Source organism: Bordetella bronchiseptica (assembly GCF_900636925.1).
Classification (GTDB): Bacteria; Pseudomonadota; Gammaproteobacteria; order Burkholderiales; family Burkholderiaceae_B; genus Bordetella; species Bordetella pertussis.
The window spans coordinates 2,725,435-2,745,050 of record NZ_LR134326.1 but is presented as its reverse complement, the minus strand read 5'-3'; the positions used below and the strand labels follow the sequence as shown (position 1 = coordinate 2,745,050).

The 19,616-nt window shown below is 68.8% G+C and carries 14 protein-coding genes; 10 read left to right on the top strand and 4 right to left on the bottom strand.

All coding sequences use genetic code 11. The features are described from left to right. The first annotated feature begins 46 nt into the window (after positions 1–46). The 6 genes from EL288_RS12790 to EL288_RS12765 all read left to right on the top strand — a co-directional run bounded on the left by EL288_RS12790 (position 47) and on the right by EL288_RS12765 (position 8,736). The gene (locus EL288_RS12790) at positions 47–1,210 is read left to right on the top strand and encodes an MFS transporter (RefSeq protein WP_003811192.1); all 1,164 of its coding nucleotides are present in this window, start codon (positions 47–49) and stop codon (positions 1,208–1,210) included. A gap of 71 nt (positions 1,211–1,281) precedes the next feature. Further along, the gene (dkgB, locus tag EL288_RS12785; protein ID WP_003811193.1) at positions 1,282–2,085 is read left to right on the top strand and encodes a 2,5-didehydrogluconate reductase DkgB; all 804 of its coding nucleotides are present in this window, start codon (positions 1,282–1,284) and stop codon (positions 2,083–2,085) included. A 163-nt stretch (positions 2,086–2,248) separates the two neighbouring features. Further along, positions 2,249–5,062, top strand: coding sequence for a BB2941 family autotransporter (locus tag EL288_RS12780; RefSeq protein ID WP_010926694.1), 2,814 nt, complete (start codon positions 2,249–2,251; stop codon positions 5,060–5,062). Between the two features lie 176 nt (positions 5,063–5,238). Then, a complete protein-coding gene (locus EL288_RS12775) occupies positions 5,239–5,625 on the top strand; it encodes a Rid family detoxifying hydrolase (protein ID WP_003811198.1) in 387 nt (128 codons plus the stop codon). 114 nt (positions 5,626–5,739) lie between these two features. Further along, positions 5,740–7,731 (top strand): ATP-dependent DNA helicase RecG, encoded by a 1,992-nt coding sequence (recG, locus tag EL288_RS12770; protein ID WP_232018689.1) that lies wholly within the window; start codon positions 5,740–5,742, stop codon positions 7,729–7,731. A gap of 51 nt (positions 7,732–7,782) precedes the next feature. Continuing rightward, positions 7,783–8,736, top strand: a complete 954-nt coding sequence (locus EL288_RS12765) for a LysR substrate-binding domain-containing protein (protein ID WP_003811203.1) — start codon at positions 7,783–7,785, stop codon at positions 8,734–8,736. A gap of 14 nt (positions 8,737–8,750) precedes the next feature. Here EL288_RS12765 and EL288_RS12760 read toward each other — a convergent pair whose 3' ends face one another. After that, positions 8,751–9,638, bottom strand: a complete 888-nt coding sequence (locus EL288_RS12760) for a LysR family transcriptional regulator (RefSeq protein WP_126622043.1) — start codon at positions 9,636–9,638, stop codon at positions 8,751–8,753. A 137-nt stretch (positions 9,639–9,775) separates the two neighbouring features. Between EL288_RS12760 and EL288_RS12755 the strand changes: the two genes are divergently transcribed. Further along, entirely contained in the window at positions 9,776–11,290 is a 1,515-nt protein-coding gene (locus EL288_RS12755) for a CoA-acylating methylmalonate-semialdehyde dehydrogenase (protein ID WP_126621959.1), read from the top strand. A gap of 98 nt (positions 11,291–11,388) precedes the next feature. Then, entirely contained in the window at positions 11,389–11,889 is a 501-nt protein-coding gene (locus EL288_RS12750) for a Dps family protein (RefSeq protein ID WP_003811209.1), read from the top strand. 138 nt (positions 11,890–12,027) lie between these two features. On the opposite strand, the gene EL288_RS12745 is transcribed toward EL288_RS12750, so the two are convergent. From EL288_RS12745 to EL288_RS12735, 3 genes are all read right to left on the bottom strand, one after another. Continuing rightward, complete coding sequence (locus EL288_RS12745) at positions 12,028–14,196, bottom strand: capsular polysaccharide biosynthesis protein (RefSeq protein ID WP_003811211.1); 2,169 nt, start codon at positions 14,194–14,196, stop codon at positions 12,028–12,030. A gap of 137 nt (positions 14,197–14,333) precedes the next feature. After that, positions 14,334–16,418 (bottom strand): glycosyltransferase, encoded by a 2,085-nt coding sequence (locus EL288_RS12740; RefSeq protein WP_003811213.1) that lies wholly within the window; start codon positions 16,416–16,418, stop codon positions 14,334–14,336. Positions 16,419–16,444: 26 nt separating this feature from the next. After that, positions 16,445–17,758, bottom strand: a complete 1,314-nt coding sequence (locus tag EL288_RS12735; protein ID WP_126621958.1) for a glycosyltransferase family A protein — start codon at positions 17,756–17,758, stop codon at positions 16,445–16,447. A 324-nt stretch (positions 17,759–18,082) separates the two neighbouring features. On the opposite strand from EL288_RS12735, the gene EL288_RS12730 reads away from it, so the two are divergent. Then, positions 18,083–18,853: an ABC transporter permease gene (locus EL288_RS12730; protein WP_003811217.1), complete on the top strand. Its 771-nt coding sequence runs from the start codon at positions 18,083–18,085 to the stop codon at positions 18,851–18,853. After that, positions 18,853–19,587, top strand: a complete 735-nt coding sequence (locus EL288_RS12725; RefSeq protein WP_014905766.1) for an ABC transporter ATP-binding protein — start codon at positions 18,853–18,855, stop codon at positions 19,585–19,587. Before EL288_RS12730 ends, EL288_RS12725 begins: the two co-directional genes overlap by 1 nt. Positions 19,588–19,616 lie beyond the last annotated feature (29 nt).

Genomic DNA, 19,616 nt, shown 5'->3' with positions numbered 1-19,616 from the left:
AACCCGGCACACTGTCGCCATTGGACTTTTTCAAGGAGAAGCGGCGATGAAATCCTCGGCCGCATTGTTTGCCCTGGCCACCGGCGCATTCGCCATCGGCACCACGGAGTTCACGCCGATGGGGCTGCTGCCCGTCATCGCCGACGGTGTGCAGGTAAGCATTCCCAGCGCGGGCATGCTGATCTCGGCCTACGCGGTGGGCGTGATGCTCGGAGCGCCGGTCATGACCCTGCTGTTTGCCCGTTTCGGCAAGCGCGCGGCCCTGATGTCGCTGATGCTGATCTTCACCGTCGGCAACCTGCTCTCGGCGTTCGCGCCGAGCTACTCGACCCTGCTGCTGTCGCGCCTGATCACCAGCCTCAACCATGGCGCCTTCTTCGGCATCGGGGCCGTGGTGGCGGCCAGCCTGGTGCCGCGCGAAAAGCAGGCCAGCGCCATCGCGGCCATGTTCATGGGCCTGACCCTGGCCAATATCGGCGGCGTGCCGGTGGCGACCTGGATCGGGCAGCAGGTGGGCTGGCGGCTTGCCTTCGGCGGGACGGCGGCCCTGGGCCTGGTTACCATCGCCGCGCTGTGGCTGGCGCTGCCCAAGGGCGAGCCCGGCAAGCGTCCGGACGTGCGCCGCGAGCTGGGGGTGCTCACGCGCCCCGAGGTCCTGCTGGCCATGGGCACCACGGTGCTGGGCGCGGGCGCCATGTTCGCGCTCTACACCTATGTGGCGCCGGTCCTGGCCGACCTGACCCACGCCAGCCCCAACTTCGTGGCCTTCGCCCTGGTGTTGATCGGCATCGGCTTCACGCTGGGCAATACGCTGGGCGGCCGCCTGGCCGACTGGTCGCTCGACGGCGCCACCAAGCTGATCCTGGGGCTGCTCGCGGTCATCATGGCCGTGCTGCCGCTGCTGCTGACCACCCATGCGGGCGCGGCCATCGGGCTGGTGGTGTGGGCGGCCGCGGCCTTCGGCATCGTTCCGCCGGTGCAGATGCGGGTCATGCAGGCGGCGGCCCAGGCGCCGGGCCTGGCCTCGTCGGTCAACGTCGGCGCGTTCAACCTGGGCAACGCGCTGGGCGCGGCGCTGGGCGGCGCGGCCATCGGCCAGGGCCTGGGCTATGCATCCGTGCCCCTGGTCGGCGCGGCGCTGGCCGCCGGCGGCCTGGGCCTGGTCTGGCTGGGCAATGCCGGCCGCCGCCGGGTGGCGCAGGGCGCCTGAGCGGGCCGGCGCCGCCGGCAGGCCGTCGACAACCTTCATATTCATCCGTCTTGCATTCAAGGAGTCTTCGCATGACCATCCCTTCCTTTGGCGTGGGTACCTTCCGCCTGACCGGCCAGACCGTGATCGACTCGGTCCGCAACGCCATCGACCTGGGCTATCGCGCCGTCGACACGGCGCAGATCTACGGCAATGAAACCGAGGTCGGCCAGGCTATCGCCGAAAGCGGCGTGGCGCGTTCCGAACTGTTCGTGACCACCAAGATCTGGACCGACAACTACGCCCGGGCCAAGCTGCTGCCCAGCCTGCGCGCCAGCCTGGAAAAACTGCGCACCGACTACGTGGACCTGACGCTGATCCACTGGCCCGCGCCGGGCAACGGCGTGGCCTTGCCCGAATACATGGAGGCGCTGGCCGAGGCCAAGGCGCTGGGCCTGACGCGCCGGATCGGTATTTCCAATTTCAACATCGCGCTGACCAGGCAGGCCATCGCGGCGGTGGGACAGGGCGAGATCGCCACCAACCAGATCGAACTCAGCCCCTATCTGCAGAGCGCCAGGCTGACGGCTTTCCTCAGGGAGCAGGGTATTGCCGTGACTTCCTATATGACCCTGGCCTACGGCAAGGTACTGAAGGATCCGGTGCTGGCGCGGATCGCGGACAAGCATCGGTCGACCGTGGCGCAGGTGGCGCTGGCCTGGGCCCTGCAACAGGGCTATGCGGTGATCCCGTCCTCGACCAAGCGCGAGAACCTGGCGAGCAATCTGCTGGCCCGCGGCCTGGCGTTGGACGCCGACGACATGGCGCGGATTGCCGCGCTGGAGCGTAACGGTCGCGAAGTCGATCCCGAGGGCCTGGCTCCGGCGTGGGACTGAACGATCGGAGTGCTGGGAAATGTTCCAGGGTTGCTGGCAAGACAGGCGAGACGTTGGGGCTTTTCGCCAGATGCCACGGTAAGAGCTGATAGGCCTGTATATGGACGGTCGGCAGACTGCGCGGATTGCTGCATGAGGGATGCAGCGTTCGCAAGAGGATGCCATGCTCAGGTCTGTTTCACCGTTGTTTTCCTTGCCTGTTTCCGGGCGCCGCCAACCGGTCCGAATGGTCGCAAGCGCAGCGCGGCCGGTGCTTGCCGTGGCGCTGGGCGGCGCGATGATCGGGGCGCCGCTGGCCCGTGCGGAGCATTGGTCCGGCGCCACGATCAAGAAGACCGGCCAGGGCGAGATCGGCATCGAGGTTCCGGACAAGACCGCGGCCTTGCATACCGGGCCCTGGGTCGCGCGCAAGATGACGGTGGAAACCACCGGCGCGCGAGGGGTGGGCGTATTGCTGGACAAGACCGGCGTTTCGCTGACGCTGGAGGAGGCCGCGATCACTTCCAGCGGCGACCTCGGCCTGGATAGCAGTTATCAGCCGCGCGGCACGGTGATGGTGCGGGCCGGCGCGCTGACCGCGCGCGGCACGACCATCCGCAACCGGTACGGTTCGAGTGCCGGCGACTGGAGCCGTCGGCCGCTGGCCTTGCGTGTCGCCGGCCCGGATGCGTCGCTGATCCTGTCCGACAGCACGGTCGAAGGGGAGCAGGGCATGCAGCTGGTCAGCAGGGCCCGGGCGGATATTGTGCGCAGTACCGTGCGTGGCCTGCATGCCACGGGCTTGTCGATCAAGTACGCCGCCAAGGCCAGTCTGGCTGACAGTGAGGTGCTGGGCGAGCGGGCGGCCAGGGTGGATGGCGATGGCGAGCTGGCGGCGCGCAACACCCGGTTCAGCGGCCGCTCGGGCCTGCTTCTGAGTAGCGGTGGGCGGGCCGACCTGAGTGGCGGGTCGCTGGCGGCGAGCAACGGATCCGCCCTTGATCTGTACGGTGGCGTCGAGGGGCAATTGCGTGATGTGGAAGTGAGCGCGCAAGGGGCGCCCGCCATCGATCTGGTTTCGACCCTGGCCGGCGATTCCGCGGGCGATTCGCCTGCGCGCCGGGATCCTGTGCTGCGTGTGGTGGGTGGTTCGATTTCGGTCGCCGGCGCGCACGCGCCGGCACTGTCACTCGGTGGCGGGCAGGCAAGGCTGGACACGGTGGATGTTCGTACGGCCGGCTCGCCGGCCGTCGAGCTGGTCGCGGGAGCGCTCGGCGTCGCGGGTGGAACGGTAAACGCGGGCCAGGCGCCGGTATTCGTCACGGGCGCCTACGATGCGGTGCTGGCGGCGGCGAATGTTTTTCTGCGGCCAGCGAAGGCCGCGCCGCAGGACGGCATGCCTGCGGTTACCGTCACCTTGTCGGGGGCCAAGGTCGGCGGCGCGCAGCTGTTGCGCCAGACCACGCCGGTGCCGGTGCGGCTCGTCCTGCGCGGCGCGGCGGTCGCGCAGGGCGATGTCGTGCGCGCGCCCGAGACGGCGCCGGAGAAGGATGGGTTCGGCACGCCCGTGCGGCCGGGCTTGCGCGTCGGGCTGGACCAGGCGCCGCTCGAGCTCGATGTGGCCGACGGCGCGCAGTGGCATGGCGCGACTCAGTCGCTTGACAGGCTGGCCCTGGGCGCGGGCGGCCAATGGCGCATGAGCGCGGCATCCAGCGTGGGCGAACTGAGCATGGAGCCTGGCGCGGCCGTCGTGTTCGGCGATGCGGCCGGACCGGGTTTTCAAACGCTGACGGTGCGCACCCTGGCGGGCGCCGGTTCGTTCGAGATGCGTGCGGACGCCGCGCTGGAGCATGCCGATCAACTGGTGGTGACCGACCAGGCCGAAGGGCGGCATCGCGTGTGGTTGCGCGCGCCGGCCGGCGCCGAGCCGTCGAAGGCACAGGCCGTGCTGGTGCGCGCGCCCGCAGACGGCAAGGCCAGTTTCGAACTCGACGGCAGCGACGGCAGGGCCGACTTCGGCACCTATCGCTACGGGCTGGCGCAGCAGCCGGGCGGCGCCTGGGGCCTGGTCAGGACGGGGTATTCGTCCACCGCCGCCGCGGCGCTGGATACCGGCGGACTGGGCGCGGTGCAGGGGTTGTGGTATGCCGAATCCAACGCGTTGGGCAAGCGCATGGGCGAATTGCGCCTGAACCCGGACGCCGGCGGCGCCTGGGGCCGGGCGTTCAGCCAGCGCCAGCGCATCAGTCCGCGCGCGGGCCGGCATTTCCAGCAAGGCGTCAGCGGCATCGAGCTGGGCGCCGACCGGGCCTGGCCCGTGGCCGGCGGCCGTTGGCATGCGGGCGGGTTGCTGGGCTACACGCGCGCGTCACGCGGGTTTTCCGGCCAGGGAAAGGGGCACACCGACAGCGTGCACGTGGGCGGCTATGCCACCTATATCGGCGCCAATGGCGTGTACGCCGATGCCACGCTGCGCGCCAGCCGCTTCGAGAATTCGTTCGACGTACCTGGCTGGGCGGGGCGCACCGTGTCCGGCAGCTACCGCGCCAATGGCGTGGGCGTGACGCTGGAGGCCGGCCGGCGTCTGGCGCTGGACCGGCACTGGTTCGTCGAGCCGCAGGCCGAACTGGCGTGGTTTCGTGCCGGCGGCGGTACGTACACGGCCAGCAATGGCCTGCGTATCGAGGATGACGGCGGCACGTCGCTGCAGGCGCGGGTAGGCGCGCAAGCCGGCCGCCGCTTCGACTTGCGCGGCGGCGCGGTGGTGCAGCCCTACGCGCAGCTGAGTTGGGTGCAGGAACTCAAGGGCGTGAGCACGGTGCGCACCAACGGCATCGCGCACCGTACCGACCTGGGCGCGGGCCGCGTCGAACTGGGACTGGGCGTGGCGGCCGCGCTGGGCAAGGGCCACAATCTGTACGCGTCGTACGAGTACGCGCACGGACCCAGGCTCAGCCTGCCGTGGACCGTGCAGCTGGGTTACCGCTACGCTTGGTAAACCGGTCCGCAATGGCGGTCGCGCATTGCCGGCGGCTGCCCGGCCTCTGTACCATCCGCTCATGGCGCAATGGCGCGCGAGGCTCGTCCAAATGGTTGAGGGCGGGCCACTTTCGCAAATGCCTATTGCTGATTAAACTCCGATAGTCGATGTTCCCTATCACGAGGACTGTCCCCATGAGCAAGCAGATCATTCATACCGACGCCGCGCCCGCCGCGGTCGGCCCGTACTCCCAGGCGGTCGCCGCCACCGGCGCCAAGACGGTCTACCTGTCGGGCCAGATCGGCCTGGAGCCGGGCACCGGCGACCTGGTGTCCGAGAATTTCGACGCCCAGGTGCGCCAGGCGTTCGCCAACATGCAGGCGGTCATCAAGGAAGCGGGCGGCACGCTGGACGACATCGTCAAGCTGACGCTGTTCCTGACGGACCTGAACAAGTTCGCCGCCGCCAACGCCATCATGGCCGAGCTGATCCCGCAGCCGTTCCCGGCCCGCTCGACGGTAGGCGTGGCCAGCCTGCCCAAGGGCGCCCAGTTCGAAGTGGAAGCGGTGCTGGTGCTGTAACGCCGGGAGCCGCCCATCAGCAGTAACGACGCGCCTGCCGCGCCCAAGCCGGCCGCCAAGGCCAGCGGCGCGGCCCGACCCACAGATACCGAGCGCAAGCTCCATAATCTGGGCTTGGTCGTGCCCGAGGATTTCGTGCTGCATCTGCCGTTGCGCTACGAGGACGAGACCCGCGTGACGCCGGTATCGTCCTTGCGGCCGGGGTTCGCCGCGCAGGTCGAAGGCGAGATCCTGCGCTCCGAGGTGCTGTACCGGCCGCGCCGGCAACTGACTGCCGTACTGGCCGACGACTCGGGCGAATTGCAGTTGCGCTGGCTGAACTTCTATCCCAGCCAGCAGAAGCAGCTGACGGTGGGGCGGCGCCTGCGGGCGCGCGGTGAAGTGCGCGGCGGATTGTTCGGCCGCGAGATGGTGCACCCGCGCATGAGCAGCGCCGACCAGCCATTGCCGGCGTCGCTGACGCCGGTCTATCCCAGCACCGACGGCCTGCCGCAGCCCACGCTGCGCAAGGCCATCGGCCAGGCGCTGGCGCGGGCCGATCTCTCCGATACCCTGCCCGAGGAGGCGCGCCGGCGCTATGGCCTGGCCGAATTCGCGCCCGCCGTGCGCCTGCTGCACGCGCCGCCGCCGGATGCGGCCGAGCACGAGCTGATGGAGCGCATCCATCCCGCCTGGCGCCGCATCAAGTTCGACGAGCTGCTGGCGCAGCAACTGTCGCTGGCGGCCGCGCGCGCGGCGCGCCGGGTCAAGCGCGCCGAGCCCTTGCCGGCCAGCCAGGACGAGGACGGGCTGGTGGCGCGCCTGTACGAGGCCTTGCCGTTTGCGCTGACCGGGGCGCAGCAGCGCGTGGTGGCCGAGATCGCCGCCGATCTGGCGCAGCCTTATCCGATGCACCGCCTGCTGCAGGGCGACGTGGGCAGCGGCAAGACCGTGGTGGCGGCCATCGCCGCCGCGCAGGCCATTGCCTGCGGGACCCAGGTGGCGTTGATGGCGCCCACCGAAATCCTGGCCGAACAGCATTTCCGCAAGCTGGTGGGCTGGCTGGAGCCGCTGGGCGTAGCCGTGGCCTGGCTGAGCGGCAGCCTGAGCGCCAAGGCGCGCCGCGAGGCTGCCGCCGCCGTGGCCGATGGCAGCGTGCAGCTGGTGGTCGGCACGCAGGCGCTGATCCAGGATCACGTCATGTTCCAGCGGCTGGGCCTGTCCATCGTCGACGAACAGCACCGCTTCGGCGTGGGCCAGCGGCTGGCCCTGAGCCGCAAGGGGGAGACCGGGCGCGGGGTGATCGTGCCGCACCAGCTCAACATGAGCGCCACGCCCATCCCGCGCACGCTGGCGATGACCTTCTTCGCCGATCTGGACGTCTCGGTGATCGACGAATTGCCGCCCGGCCGCACGCCGGTGGTCACCAAGCTGGTGGCCGATGCCCGGCGCGAAGAGGTCATCGGCCATATCGCCCATGCGGCGCGCCAGGGACGGCAGGCGTACTGGGTCTGTCCCCTGGTGGAAGAGAGCGAGGCGCTGGAGCTGCAGACGGCGGTCGATACCCACGAGGCGATGCGCGCCGCCTTGCCCGACCTGCGCATCGGGCTGGTCCACGGACGCCTGCCGCAGGCCGAGAAGGCCGAGGTCATGCGCGCGTTTCGCGAGGGCGAGATCGACCTGCTGGTCGCCACCACGGTCATCGAAGTCGGAGTCGACGTGCCGAACGCGTCGCTGATGGTCATCGAGCATGCCGAGCGCTTCGGGCTGGCGCAGCTGCACCAGCTGCGCGGCCGGGTCGGGCGCGGCACCGCCGAGTCGATCTGCGTGCTGCTGTACCAGGCGCCGTTGTCGCAGGTGGCGCGCCAGCGGCTGCGCGCCATGTTCGAGACCAGCGACGGATTCGAAATCGCGCGGCGCGATCTGGAGCAGCGCGGGCCGGGCGAATTCCTCGGCACGCGCCAGTCCGGGTTGGCCTTGCTGCGCTTTGCCGACCTGGAGGCCGACGTGGCCATCGCCGAGCAGGCGCGCGAGGCGGCGGTGTGGCTGCGCGCCAAGCATCCCGAGGCGGTGGCCGCCCACCTGGCGCGCTGGATGCGGGGGCGCGAGGATTTTCTACGTACTTGAAGGGCCGGCGCCGACACGGGGCGGCGCGGCATACCTGGAGCGAGTGGCGTTATGACACTGACCGAACTCAAATACATCGTCGCGGTGGCGCGCGAACGGCATTTCGGCCGTGCGGCCGAGGCCTGTTTCGTCAGCCAGCCGACCCTGTCGGTGGCGATCCGCAAGCTGGAGGACGAGCTGGGCGTGACCCTGTTCGAGCGCGGCGGCACCGAGGTGGGCGTGACGCCCATCGGCCAGCGCATCGTGGCGCAGGCGCAGAAAGTGCTGGAGGAAAGCGCCAGCATCAAGGAGATCGCCCGCCAGGGCCACGATCCGCTGGCCGGGCCGCTGCGGGTGGGCGTGATCCACACCATCGGCCCGTACCTGCTGCCGCGCCTGGTGCCCGAGCAGATCGCGCGCACACCGCAGATGCCCTTGCTGCTGCAGGAGAACTTCACGGTGCGGCTGGTCGAGCTGCTGCGCCAGGGCGAGATCGATTGCGCCATCATGGCCTTGCCGCTGCCCGAAGCCGGCCTGGTCATGCAGCCGCTGTACGACGAACCGTTCGTGGTGGCCGTGCCGCATGACCACGAATGGGCGCAGCGCAAGGCCATCGACGCGCAGGATCTCAAGCAGCAGACCATGCTGCTGCTGGGCAGCGGCCACTGTTTCCGCGACCAGGTGCTGGAAGTGTGTCCGGAGCTGTCGCGCTTTTCCGCTTCCAGCGACGGCATCCAGCGCACCTTCGAAGGCTCCTCGCTGGAGACCATCCGCCACATGGTGGCGGCCGGGATCGGGGTGACGGTGCTGCCGTTCACCGCGGTGCCGAATCCGCCGCAGCCCAAGAGCCTGTTGCGCTACCTGCCGTTCGATGGCGAGACGCCCGAGCGCCGCGTGGTGCTGGCGTGGCGGCGCAGTTTTCCGCGCCTGGCGGCCATCGAGGCGCTGGCCCAGGCGGTGTATGCGTGTGGCCTGCCGGGCGTGCGCATGCTCGACGAAGAGGCCGCCAGCGCGCAGGTGGATTGAGGGCAGCGGCCTGGTCAGGCCGGCGTGGCGAAGCCCGGCCGGAAATGCTCGGCCAGGGCTTGCTCGACCACGCGGTGCGCCTCGGTGGGCGTGGCCGAGAACGGCTTGAGCAGGTAAAGCGAGCGCCCGAATCCCGCATAGCAGTCCCACTGCGGCAGGACCGGCTCCAGGTCCGCGCAATCGCCCAGGCTGAAGTCCGGCACCATGGCGATGCCCAGGCCGTGGGCCGCGCTCTCGCGCAGCAGCTCGCTGTTGTTGACGCTGAGGCAGTCCACCGGTTTGACGTGCACGGCCGCGCCGCGCCCCTGCCTGGGGGCGAACGACCACTGCGGGCTGCGCTCGTCGCCGCGGTACAGCAGGCAGCGATGGCGGGCCAGTTCCGATGGGTGCGCAGGACGGCCATGGCGGGCCAGATAAGCGGGGCTGGCCACCAGGTGGGCACGGGTGGCGCACAGGCGCTTGCTCACGTAGGCATCGGAGACCTGGTCGGCGTGCCTTAAGGCGAAGTCGTACCCTTCCTGGCGCAGGTTGACGAAGCGGTCCGATAAATAGACTTCCAGCGCGATGTCCGGGAATTGTTGCCCCAGGCGCGCCAGCCAGATGCCCAGGTGCTGGCGGCCCAATGCCACGGGGGCGGTCAGGCGCAGGCGGCCGCGCGGTGCGCGGGCGAGATTGCGCACTTCGCCCAGGCTGTCCTCCAGCGTGTCCAGCGCCGGGCGGGCCCGCTCGGCCAGCAGGGCTCCGGCTTCGGTCGGACGCACCGAGCGGGTCGTGCGCAGCAGCAGGCTGACCCCCAGCTCCTGCTCCAGGGCCTTCATGCGCAGGCTGATCAGGGACTTGGAGACGCCCAGGCGCTGGGCGGCCGCGGTAAAGCTGCGCGTGTCGGCCAATACCGCCAGCATTTTCAGGTCGGCCAGCCGGTCGAAAGCAGGGGTGCTCATTATTGTTTAACCAGATAAACAGTCTTTCCAACTATAAGGGATTACTGCGGCGGCGTTTCTTGCCTAGACTGAGGCCTCTTTCTCAGTGGGAGCGAAGCATGGCGAATCAGACCGCGCAGGTGGCGCATTGGATCGGCGGACAAGCCGCGTATGGCGCCGAACATGGCCTGCAGGACATTCATGATCCGGCCACCGGCGAGGTGGCGGCGCAGGTGGGGCTGGGCGGCGGCGACACGGTGGCGCAAGCCGTCGCGGCGGCCCGTGCCGCGCAGCCGGCCTGGGCGGCCAAGAGCCCGCTGCATCGGGCGCGGGTGCTCAACCGCTTCCTGGCCTTGCTGGAAGACAACAAGGAGACGCTGGCGCGCATGATTTCGCGCGAGCACGGCAAGGTGATCTCGGATGCGCGCGGCGAAGTCATGCGCGGGATCGAAGTGGTCGAATTCGCCTGCGGCGCGCCCGAACTCATGAAAGGGGCGATGTCCATCAACGTGGGCGGGGGGATCGATAACTGGATGCAGCGCGAACCGCTCGGCGTGGTGGCCGGCATCACGCCGTTCAATTTCCCGGTGATGGTTCCTTTGTGGATGATGCCGATGGCGCTGGCCACCGGCAACGCGTTCGTGCTCAAGCCCAGCCCGCTGGACGCATCGCCGTCGCTGGCGCTGGCCGAGATGCTGGGCCAGGCGGGCCTGCCGGCGGGCGTGGCGAGCGTGGTGCAGGGCGGCGTGCAGGCGGTCAATGCCTTGATCGACCACCCCGATGTCAAGGCGGTCTCGTTTGTCGGATCGACCGCGGTGGCGCGTCAGATCTATGAGCGCAGCGCCCGCGAGGGCAAGCGCGTGCAAGCCCTGGGCGGGGCCAAGAACCATCTGGTGGTGATGCCGGACGCCGATCCGGAGGGCGCCGCCGACGCGCTGGTGGGCGCGGCGTTCGGCAGCGCGGGCGAGCGCTGCATGGCGATCTCGGTCGCGGTATTCGTGGGCGGCGCGGCCGAGGCGGTCATGCCGCATATCCTGCGCAAGGCGCGCGCGCTGAAGGTCCGGCGCGGCATGCAGGAAGACGCCGAGATGGGCGCCATCGTGAGCGCGGCGGCGCGCGACCGTATCGCCGCGTATATCGCCTCGGGTGTCGATGAGGGCGCCAGCCTGTTGCTCGACGGCCGCGAGATCGCCGCGGCCGACTGCGGCGAGGGCTGCGGCAACGGCTATTGGCTGGGTCCCACGGTGTTCGACCGGGTCCAGCCCTCGATGCGCATCTATCGCGAGGAAATCTTCGGCCCGGTGCTGGCGTGCGTGCACGTGGAGACGCTGGAGCAGGCCATCGACCTGATCAACGGCCATGATTTCGCCAACGGCGTCAGCCTGTACACCGATAGCGGCACGGCCGCGCGCGCCTTCGTGCAGGGCATAGAGGTGGGCATGGTGGGCGTGAACGTGCCCATCCCGGTGCCGGCGGCCTGGCAGGGCTTCGGCGGCTGGAAGCAGTCGCTGTTCGGCGATCTGCACGTGTACGGCGAAGAGGGCGTGCGCTTCTACACGCGCCAGAAGAGCGTGATGCAGCGCTGGGCCGCCAAGGCCGCCGGGATGTCGTTCGCCATGCCCCGTTCGGGCTGAGCGCGCGCCGGCGCGGCCGGGCGCCGCGCCGGGCTGCCTTGTTGCGTTCCTCGGTGGTATTCTTGACATGTTTCCATCCCCTGGACAAGGAGCACTACATGGCAAAACCGACCAAGAACAGCAGCGCCGCGCCGCGTATCAATATCGGCATTTCCGACAAGGACCGCGCTGCCATCACCGGCGAACTGTCCAAGCTGCTGGCCGACTCGTACACCCTGTACCTGATGACGCACAACTTCCATTGGAACGTGACCGGGCCGCTGTTCAATACGCTGCATAACATGTTCATGGCGCAGTACACCGAAGAATGGAACGCGCTGGACAGCATCGCCGAGCGTATCCGCGCGCTGGGCCATTACGCGCCCGGCACGTACCGGGAGTACGCCAAGCTGTCGTCGATCGCCGAGCCCGATTCGGTGCCCGACGCGCTGGAGATGGTGCGCATGCTGGTCAAGGGCAACGAAGCCGTGGCCAAGACGGCGCGGGCGGCCTTCGACAAGGCCGACGCGGCCAACGATCAGCCCACTGCCGACCTGCTCACGCAGCGGCTGGACGTGCACGAGAAGAACGCCTGGATGCTGCGCAGCCTGCTGCAGTAACGCGCGGCGCGCAGAAGAAAAGCCGGCATCGAGAGATGCCGGCTTTTTTCTTGCCGGGTGCCTGTCCCCGCATGGGGACTGGCACCCGCAAACTTCACGCCTGCCCCCGCATGGGGGACGAACGCGCCGAGCCAGGACTCAGGCGGGCGCGCTTTGCAGGAAGCGCTCCAGGATGCGGCGGCTTTCGCTCAAATTGCCGGTGCGCAGGTTCTGCACTGCAAGCTCGATGTTGGCGTCGCGGTCCAGCGGGCTGGCCTCGATGATGCGCTGGGCGCTGGCCATGAGGTCTGCCGGGGTGGCCTCCTGCGCCCGCTGCGAACGGAATTCGCGCTTGTGGGCTTCGGACAGCGAGCGTTGCAGTGAGGTCAGGCCGGCGTAGCCGGGGTCGATTTCGCGGATCGACGCCAAGGCCTGCTCGGCGTCGCGCAGGCGTTCCTCGGTGATGCATGCCCGCACGCTGCGGGCCAGGGCGCGCAGGCATTTGTCGATGTACTCCTGGGCCGTGGCCGTGTCCATGGCGCCGCTGTTGGCCAGGCGGCGGTACACGGAGGCGGCGGTGCGGTGCGCCTCGAGTTGCGACAGCTTGCTGGCGGCCAGGGCCACGGTATCGCGGCCGGCCGGCAGCTCGGCGCCGGCGAGGTGCTCCCAGCACTTGGCGGCGGCCTGCTTGCGGCCGTGCGCGTGCAGCATCTTGGCGGCGCGCTGGATGTAGCGCGGATCGACCTCCGGCAGCGCCGCCAGGTCGGCAAGCAGCGCGATGGCTTCGTCGCTGTTCTGGTACTCGGGCGTGTCCTCGTAGGCCCGCAGCAGGCGGCGGTAGGCCTGGTTGATCAGGTCGGCGTCGTGCGCGGCGCCATGTTCCGAGGGCAGGGTGCGCACGGCGTAGAAGGCGCCCAGCGAGGGCAGCAGGGCGCCGGCGCGTCCGGCGTGCCGGACTTCGCGCGTGGCGCGCTTGAGCACCGTCTGGCGCACGCCGTCGACGCTGCCGGGATCGGCCGCCGGCGTGGTGGTCAGGGCATTGACCATGCTGGCGGCGTCGGCCAGCGGGGTATGGGCGCGCGCGGCGAAGCGCAGGCTGCGGGCCGGATCGCTGGCGGCGCAGCGGCGGAACACCTGTTCGGCCTGCGTGTTCATGCCCAGGCGGGTATAGATGCGGCCCAGCAGCAGGGCGGTCTTGTCGTCGTCCTCTTTCTGCAGCGAGGCTTCGGCCCATTCGCGGGCGCGCTCATGGTCGCGCATGTAGAACGCGGCCTCGGCGGCCTGGCGCAGCACGTACGGGGTGCGGTTGCTGTCGGTGGCCAGGGCCAGCGACCAGGCTTCGAGCATGTCCTCGGTCTGGTCCAGCGCCGTGACGGCGCGCGCGCGCAGCACGTAGGCCGAGCCGCTGCCGGGCTTGAGCTCGATGGCGCGGTTGGCGAAGAGCAGCGCGAGGTCCCATTCGTGCGCCTGGGCCGACTGCTTGGAGCGCTCCATGCACGCGCGGAAGTCCAGGTTGTGCAGGCTGTCGGCGGCATCGTCGGTGATGGCGGGGCCGAGCAGCTTGTCGCTGATTTCCTTGCCCACCAGCTTGGCGAAGGCCGGTGTGTAGTGGGCGGTGTCCAGGCCTTCGTCGGGCATGCCGCGTTCCTGGCCGAAGCCGGCCAGCAGCGCGCCCGGGTCGACCGAGACCAGGCCCAGGCGGGCGGCGGCCTGGGCCACGCGGGCCACCATCTTGGCGCGTTCGGCGATCAGTTCGCCGGTGGCGTTCTTGGCATTGCAATGCGTCACCAGCACCAGCTTCGGCCCCAGCAGCTGGGCGATGGCGTGCAGGTCTTCCTCGATCTCGGCGGCGGTCTGGCTGCGCACGACGGTGTGCGTCAGGGCATGCTGGATGTGGGTGGCCAGGCGGGCGAACGAGGGCGTGGCCTGCAGCAGCTGCAGGCGCTGGCCGCGCTGATCGGCGCCAGGGTGGTCGAAGAAGATCTTGCGCAGGTCCGGGCAGACGCTGAGCGCTTCCTTGAAGCGCACCAGCTGCAGGTACAGGCCGTCGAGCTCGAGCACCTTCACGGAGCTGATCTCGACCACGTAATGGGCGCCCTGGGGGGGCGGGGTGCTGTTGCCGTTGCGAAACGGCTGGTCAGAAATGAAGGGCCACAGGCTTTCGGGCAAGCGCAGCTCGCCGCGCATGAAGCGGATGGCCTGGATGGTTTCCTTGGTGTTGTGGGTGAATCCGTACAACAGCCGGTTATCCAGTACGAAACTACGCTGCGCCTGGAGCTTGGTCACGGGGCCGGCCACGCGGCACGAACCTATTGTTGAAATAATCACGGGTCAATACTCCTTCTTAACAGCAGGGAAAAAGAGGCCCCGCGCCGTGCCCGCCGCGCGGGCGCCGTCGTGCTGGACGGGCTTTTGCCTTGGGCCGGTCCGGCGCGACGCATGGCGGGGCTCGGGGCTGGCATGGCTTACGACACCTTCAGGTGCAGCAATTGCGGTTCGGCGCGCCGGCCGGGTATGTGCGGCTGCGGCGTGGCGGCCTGCAGCAGCAGGGCGCCGATGGCCTCGTCGTAGTCGTGCCAGGGCAGATCGCGCTGCACGCTTTCGCGCGCGCGCTTGCCCAGCTCGCCGGCCTCGCCCAGCACCTGCTGCAGGTGCGCGGCGGTTTCGGCGGCGGGCGCGTTCAGGTCGATCGGCACGCCGTTGCGGCCAGCCTCCACATGGGCGGCGTAGGCGGGCGCCGGGCCGACGGCGGGGCACACGCCCAGCGCCATGCATTCGAGCAGGGCCGCGGCCGACGGCACCAGGCTGACTTCGGCGCGGTTGTCGACGTAGGGGAACAGGGCGATCTCGACGCGCCGCAGCAGTTGCTCGCGCGAGATGGCGTCGCTGGCCGGCGGAGCGAATACCACCTGGCCTTCCTGCAGGCCGATCGCCACGGCATGGTGGCGCATCGCGGCGGCAGCCTTGCCGTTGGACATGACCAGCAAGACGGCATCGGGCTGCACGAACGAGATTTCCGCATACAGATCGATCAGCGCGCGCGCCGTCGCCACGGCCGGCTCGTCCTCGGTCACGGCGAACACCCGCTTGCCCTCCAGGCGGCGCAGCGTGGCGGCCAGGTCCGGGGGAGCTTCCTTGCGGTGATTCATCGGCGGCAGGGGCAGCGGCGGCACCAGCGCGACCGGGCGCGAGCCGTCCAGCAGGTTCTCCAGCGCGCCTTGCAGCGCCGGGGAGCCCAAGGCCAGCAGATCCGCCTGGCGCGCCGCCAGGGTCAACAGATTGAGGTCGACGCGCGCGCGCTCGGACAGCAGATGGTTGGCCGCCGTCTTCTGGAAGAAATCCAGGCTTTGCAGCACCAGTCCATAGGGCACGCGCAGGGTCTGGGCCGCCGCGCTGGCCCCCAGCGCGCAATAGGCGTCGTCCCAGGCCAGCACCGCGCGCGGCTGCTGGCGCACCGTGGCGGCCAGCACCGTCTCGGCCATGGCCGCGCACACGTCCTGGAACGACGGCGTCTGGCGCGATATGGCCGGCGCATGGCGGTACGCGACGCCATCGACGACCAGCCCGGTGCGCGCATGCAGCGCGGCGTCGGCCTGCTGGCCGGGCGCGGCGTCGGCGGATTCGGCGTGCTGAGCGGCCAGGCTGATGACCATGGTGTCGCCGTAGCGGGCCTGCATGCTCAGCGCGAAGCGGTGCAGCGCGTTGCTGGCGGCGTTGCGGCCTTGCAGGATGGAGACGGGCGAGAGGATGACGATGGGGCCCTGCGCGTCGAAATCGAAGGTGTAGTCGCCGCGCGCGGCGGGTTCGATGGATTGGGCCAGGATGCCTTGCGCATGTTCGATGCGCTCGGCGCGCAGGCGCTCGGCCGTGCTGAAGGTGGCCCCGGCGGTGCGGGCGGCGCGCAGCAGCTGGGCCGACGCGTCGACGATGCCGGCGTCATAGAGGCTGAATGCGAGCTGGCGCACGTGCGGCGCGGCGGGGTCGAGCCCCAGCAGTTGCTGGACGATTTGCTCGGCGATCTGCGGATAGCTGGTGCGGGCCCATTTGGCCACTTCGCAGAAGACCTTGGCGCGTACTTCGGCCGGCCACGGCTGGCGTCCGATCCACAGGATGACCTCGGGGCTGCGCACCCGTTTGACGTACTCCAGCGCCTCCTTGATGGCGCTGGCGGTTTCGGCGGGCAGTGCGGCCGAGGCGTGCTTGCGCACCACGGGCGCGTGGCGGCTCTGGCGGCGATGGTCTTCGGACAGCTTGATCAGGCGGTAGGGCAGCAGCACGTAATCCTTCAGCGTGCGCGCGCGCGTGACCGCCTCGCCGAACTGCCAGGTCAGCGTGCGGCGCTGCTTGGCGAGCTGCTGGTTGGTTTCGCGCAGCAGCGCCTTGACGCCGGCGAGGTCTTTCTCGGCCTGCACGCGCGCGGCGCGCTCCTGTTCCAGGCGGGAGTAGGCCAGCTCGTTCTCCTGGGTCAGCTGGCGCAGGCGGTCCGGCGCGGCCGCCCGGCGAGCGGCCGGGGCGGGCATGTGGCGTACGGTATTGTTGTCGTGTTCCATGGGCGCAAAGAAAGTGGTGCGTGGCGTCAGGGCGTGCGTAGCGGCGCCAGGCTGGCGTGGCGCCGCATCCAGGTCTCGCGGTAGGCGATCCGCCGCTGTCTGCCCTGGTCGGAGCCCAGGCCGGTCGCGCCGTGCTGGGTCAGCGACTGCGGCCGGTGCAAGGCCACGGTCTGGACCGCGCGGCTGCGGGCGATGCTGTGGAAACCCAAAAGAACCTGCATGCGATGCTCGTACTCCTCATCGGCGCCGAAGCGCATTTCCTCGAACTGCCCGATGACGGCCAGCGCGTCGCGCCGGATCATCAGCGAGCAGGGGTTGTGCCGGACGAAGGGAAACACGCGCGGGGCGGCCAGTTGTCCGTCGGCCGTCAGGCGCAGCAGGCGGCTGACGGCGGCGCAGGCGCCGCTTGCCTGCAGCAGGGCCGCCTGATCCTGCAGGCGGGTGGCCAGCATTATGTCGTCGGCATCGAGAAAGGTAATGAATTCGCCTTTTGCCCGCTGCAGGGCCATATTGCGAGCCGCATATACGCCGTGGTTTTTCGTCCTGGCGATATTTATACGCGGATTTTGAGCGGCGGCGGCGCTCAGATGTTGAAATGTGTTATCGGTCGAGCCGTCATCTATCGCAATGATTTCAATATTAGGATAGGTTTGCGCCTGTATGGATTGCAGCGCATTGTTGATATAAGGCGCGGCGTCGCGGGCGCAGATTATGACGCTTATCAGCGGGGCGCCGGCGGCGACGGGCCGGGGGGAAATCGGCGCCAGGCCAATGAAATCGGCGGGCCGCAGCGGCGTGTCGCCGGGCGGCACGGAAATGCGCGAATCTGTCAGTAGCTGCGATAAATTATTTCTGGCCGCAGAGAAATCCCCCAGGCAAGTGTGCGCTGCAGCAAGAATTTCATGCAAATTCTTTGATTTACTAATATTGCTCGCAGATTTCCTTGCCTTGTGTAAGGCCAGGTCAGCGCGGCCGGCAGCCAGGTCCAGGGCGAGATCGAGTTCCCAGTCGGTTGGCGCCAGCCATTGGCGCGCGCTTTCGGGGTCGTGACGCGCCAGCGTCAGGGCGTATTGGCGCCGCGCATGGTCGGAGACGCGGGCGCGCAGCCGCGCGGGATCGGGGCGGCGGGCCGCGTGGCTGCATTCCAGCGCGGCCCGCGCCCGGCACAGTCCCTGTTCGGCGTCGCGCGCCGGGACGGCCGCGGCGCTCTGGAACAGACCCAGCCGGTTGAGCAGGGCGGGATTATCGGCGGCGCGCGCCAGCAACTGCGCCAGCGGCAGGCGGCTGGTAAGCGCTTGTACTCTTTTCTGATAAATATTAAGCAGTGCGGTGCGCAGCATGGCGGCCTTGCAAGTGTGCCGCCCGGCCGTCGACGGATGCGCGGCATTGGTTTGCCGGGAAAATCCCGGTTGTGATGCACCTGGATTATAGGCCGCCAATACACCATTTTTGTGAAGCGATTGATCGCCGCATGGATGGTGTTGATTTGATATATGTTGAAATCAACGGCCGGTGCCCCGAAATTATCATTCTCCCGTTCCGACTGCCGTCCGACATTTTGGGCGGTTTTGTTTTTGTTTATATGGAAGTGGCGCGCCGATAATCCATCGGGTTATTAAGCGCGCCGCAAGGGAGCGAAGGATGCAGGCATCGGGAGCCCAGGTTTGAGCTCGGCGCTGACGGTACAGGCGCGGGTGATCGGGTCTTTGATATTTCGCGAAACACGGGTGCGCTTCGGCGGCACGCGCCTGGGTTATCTGTGGGCGCTGATCGAGCCGATCCTGCACGTGGCGGTGCTGTCCACCATCTACGTGGTGTGGGGCCGGCAGGCGCCGGTCGGCAACCTGCAGATGTTCTTCATCACCGGCATCATGCCGTTCTTCCTGTTCAGCCACACGTCGTCGCGGCTGGCACGGTCGATTTCGTCGAATGCGTCGCTGCTGCGGCTGCCGCCGATCACCAACATGGACATCGTGTTCGCCAAGGCCTTGCTGCAGGCGCTGACCTGGGTGGCGGTGTTCGCCATCCTGCTGTTCCTGGTGATGCTGGGCGGCAAGCTGATCCTGCCGCAGCGCCTGGAAGAGTGCGCCGCCGCCGCGCTGTTCACATTCCTGCTGGGCTTCGGCGTGGGCCTGATCAACGCGGTGCTGAACATGCTGTTCAAGTCGTGGGAGCACCTTTATTCGGCGCTGACCCGCCCGCTGTACCTGCTGTCGGGCGTCTTCTACCTGGTGGATGCGTTGCCGGAGCAGGCGCGCCGCGTGCTGGTCTGGAATCCGCTGGTGCATGCCATCGAGTGGTTCCGCGCCGGGTATTTCACCCATTTCAGCTCGCTGACGCTGGACCGCGGCTATCTGATCAAGTGGGCCGTGGGCAGCGTCGTGCTGGGGCTGTGCCTGGAGCGCGCCATGCGCCGCCGGCTGCACACCCGTTGATGGAGACGGCCATGGACCAGGACACCATCATTTCGCTGCGCAATGTCTGCAAGGGCTATCGCTCCAAGAAAGGCATCAGGCGCATTCTCGATGACGTGTCGTTCGATTTCCGCGGCGGCGAGAACCTGGCCATCCTGGGCGGCAACGGCTCGGGAAAATCGGTGCTGCTGCGCATGATCTGCGGCATGGAGCTGCCCGACTCGGGCACGGTGCAGCGGGCGGTCAGCATTTCGTATCCGCTGGGGTTCGCCGGCGGCATCAGTTCGAACATGACCGGCCGCGACAACGTGCGCTTCATCGCGCGCATCTACGGCTGCGATGTCCCGGACGTGGAGCGCTTCGTCTACGACTTCTCTGAACTGGGGCGGTCGTTCGACCTGCCTGTGGTCACCTACGCCAACAGCATGCGCGCGCGGCTGTCCTACGGCATATCGATGGCGCTGCGCTGCGATGTGTACGTGGTCGACGAGATGGCCGCGGTCGGCGACGTGAACTTCAAGCGCAAATGTCTCGAGGTGTTCGCCGAGCGCTCGCGCGGCGCCACCATCATCATGGCGGCCAACGCGCCCACCACGGTGCGGCGCTTCTGCAGCCACGGCGTGATCATGCAGCACGGCGCCATGGCGCACTACGGCCCCTTGGACGAAACCATCGCGCGCTACACGCAGAGCGCGCCCGCGCCGGCGGCCGAGGCCGAGCCGGCCGTCGACACGGTCGACGCTGAGCAATCCTGAGCCCGATTCGATCGGCAATTCACCTGAAT